At 59.3% G+C, this 1,950-nt stretch carries 2 protein-coding genes; both read left to right on the forward strand.

Features of this window, described 5'->3' with window-relative positions; translation table 11 throughout:
- The first annotated feature begins 303 nt into the window (after window positions 1–303).
- On the forward strand, window positions 304–1,545 hold the full coding sequence (locus tag F6X37_RS35605) for a cystathionine gamma-synthase family protein (protein ID WP_187614652.1): 1,242 nt from the start codon (window positions 304–306) through the stop codon (window positions 1,543–1,545).
- A 97-nt stretch (window positions 1,546–1,642) separates the two neighbouring features.
- Window positions 1,643–1,837, forward strand: a complete 195-nt coding sequence (locus tag F6X37_RS38150) for a JmjC domain-containing protein (protein ID WP_410451566.1) — start codon at window positions 1,643–1,645, stop codon at window positions 1,835–1,837.
- The last annotated feature ends 113 nt before the right edge of the window (window positions 1,838–1,950 follow it).

The following is a 1,950-nucleotide window of genomic DNA, read 5'->3' on the forward strand; positions in this document are numbered from 1 at the left end:
GCATCGAACCACGAATGCGCAAACGAAGACCGAAGTCCTACCCATGGCTGAAAGAGCCTCGTCACATCGCACGTGAGCGCGTCCAAAAATATGGGCACGCTCCACGGGCTTAAGTAAGTGCCATTCGACTTAGAGCCTGTTCGTGCCACCGAGGCTAGTCAACCCCGCAGCGCAACATCGCGGAGCGGGTTTTGCCCATTCGGGGTGTCCCGCGCCGCCGGACGGGACGCCAAGCACTTCGCCGGCGAGCGGTTACAGGGGATAATCGGTTGGAAGCAATCGATCTAAAAAAGCGGAGAAGGAATGGACAAGCAAGGTTTCACCACTGGCATCGTTCACGGCGACAGAATTGCGGGCACCGAGCACGGTGCCTTGCGTCAGCCAGTTCATACGTCCGTGCAATATGGTTTCGAGCGCGTCGAGGACCTGATCGGCGTGTTCCAGGGCACGAAGAAAGGCGGCTTCAATTACGCACGGCAGGGCACGCCCACCACCGCCGCGCTCGAGCGCAAGATCACCAGCCTCGAAGAAGGCGTCGGCACGGTCTGCTTCAGCACAGGCATGGCCGGCATCACCGCGACGTTCCTGACGCTGCTGCGCGCAGGCGATCATCTCGTATCGAGCCGTTACGTGTTCGGCAACACCAACAGTCTGTTCGGCACGTTGCGGGCGCTCGGCGTCGAAGTCACGACCGTCGACGCGTGCAACGTCGACGACGTGAAGAACGCAATCCGGCCGAATACGCGCATGGTGTTCGTCGAAACCATCGCGAATCCGGGCACGCAGATTCCCGACCTGCAAGGTATCGGTGACGTGTGCCGTGAGCGCGGCATCGTGTACTTCGTCGATAACACGATTACCTCGCCCGCATTGTTCAAGCCAAAGGCGGTCGGCGCGAGCCTCGTCATCAACTCGCTGACGAAGACTATCGCGGGTCATGGCGCGGCCCTCGGCGGCGCGGTGACGGATACCGGTCTGTTCGACTGGAGCGCGTATCCGAATATCGCCGACGACTATCGGCGTTCGGCGGCGAAGGATCAGGGGCTGCTGCAGATCCGAAAGAAAGGCCTGCGAGACATGGGCGCGGCATTGTCGTCCGAGCAGGCGCACTCGATCGCGATGGGCGCGGAAACGCTCGCCTTGCGCGTGAAGCAAAGCAGCGACAATGCGCTCGCGCTCGCGCAGTTTCTCGAAGGGCACGAAGCGATCGGCAACGTGTTCTATCCTGGCCTGAAGAGCCATCCGCAATACGAGATCGCACAGACGCTGTTCAAGGGCGCGTCGTGGCTGTTGTCGTTCGAATTACTCAACGTGGATCGCATGGTCGAAGTCGTCAACGCGCTCAAGCTGCCGGTCAAGGCGACCGGTCTCGGCGACACGCGCACGCTGATCATTCCCGTCGCGCCGACGATCTTTTTCGAAGCCGGGCCGGAAACGCGCAAGGCGATGGGCATTTCCGACGGCATGCTGCGGCTGTCCGCGGGCATCGAGGATATCGACGACCTGATTGCGGATTTCGCACAGGCGCTAAAGTTCGCGGCGTAGTTTTTCGGGCCTTCGAAATTCTGAGCGAGGCTGGTGCGCCGGCCTCGCTTGTTTAGTTCCTGGCAGTGCAATCGGACGTCGGGGTATCAGTCCAGAAATTCCCGTATTCGATGGAGTGTTGAATGCAGGTGACATGCTCTACATTCCACGAGGATGGTGGCACGAGGCCGCTCCGTTAATGGGAGAGCCGACTTTTCATCTGGCTATCGGCGCCCATACCGCGAAGTTGGTTGATTACTTGGTATGGATAGCAAATGAAGTCTTACCAATGAATCAGCTAGGGAAACGCTGATTAATTGACCGGGCTGCCGAGCTTGCAGATGGGATGGCGCGGAATTTTTCTGGATGACGAAGTAAATGAGGATCGGTTTCGGTGAATTTGGCTCTGGAGCGAGCCTCACTTAT

This window comes from Paraburkholderia sp. 31.1 (genome assembly GCF_014397645.1).
Lineage (GTDB): Bacteria > Pseudomonadota > Gammaproteobacteria > Burkholderiales > Burkholderiaceae > Paraburkholderia > Paraburkholderia tuberum.

Bases quoted from the DNA above. Each gene is read 5' to 3' on its own strand.
- F6X37_RS35605 (WP_187614652.1), top strand. From the start codon at position 304: ATGGACAAGCAAGGTTTCACCACTGGCATCGTTCACGGCGACAGAATT.